The organism is Spiroplasma sp. hy2 (assembly GCF_044714365.1).
Lineage (GTDB): Bacteria > Bacillota_I > Bacilli_A > Mycoplasmatales > Mycoplasmataceae > Spiroplasma > Spiroplasma phoeniceum.
In genome coordinates, this window is sequence record NZ_RXFZ02000315.1 from 1 (window position 1) to 692 (window position 692).

Genomic DNA, 692 nt, shown 5'->3' on the forward strand with positions numbered 1-692 from the left:
AYTAAAACAAAAGATTTAGAAAAACAAGCATATTTACAAGCATATCGTAAGCAATATTATACTAAAATGTTTGATACAGTTTTAAAATATTATGGTTTATGAGATGGAAATGGTGAAAGACCTTATGGATTTGATTTTATTAGTGCTAGTTTAGTAGACCAAATGCGACAAAATGAATTAATTACTGCTAGATTAGATAATGGCACAATGGAGCCAATAAGAGCAATTACTGAATATGATAATATTGATGAATTAGAAGCAACCAAATATTTTGAAAAAATAGAAAAATGACAAGATAAAATGCAGGCAAAAGAAATAGAACATAATAATAAATTACTAGAATATGATGAAACTGGTAATAATCAAAATGCCTTACAAGGTAGAACAGAAATTAAGGAGAATTAAAAAATGAGTAGAATTAACCCCGGGGTTATGGAAGAATTAAGAAGACAAGCCCATGATACTTTAATAGATATTAGAGAAAACATAAGAGATAATAGACATTGAATGGTATTTCCTTTTAATGTTTATAGTTCATATATACCTGATACAGAAACAGGTTGAAAACCTAATAATGCTAAACCAAGTGATTATGGTAGTTATTCACGCATATTTGATAATATGGAAAGTACGATTGCACAATGACAAGGTAGTTTAAAAATAGTACAAAAATATAAAGGTGAAGAAATAAA

The 692-nt window shown here is 27.4% G+C and carries 2 protein-coding genes; both read left to right on the forward strand.

Annotated elements, in window-relative coordinates:
* Positions 1 to 405 (forward strand): hypothetical protein (locus EHV01_RS06270; RefSeq protein ID WP_422066709.1); only part of this gene is annotated, 405 nt, incomplete at its 5' end.
* 3 nt (positions 406 to 408) lie between these two features.
* Positions 409 to 692: hypothetical protein (locus EHV01_RS06275; RefSeq protein ID WP_422066710.1), on the forward strand; the 284-nt coding region annotated here is incomplete at its 3' end.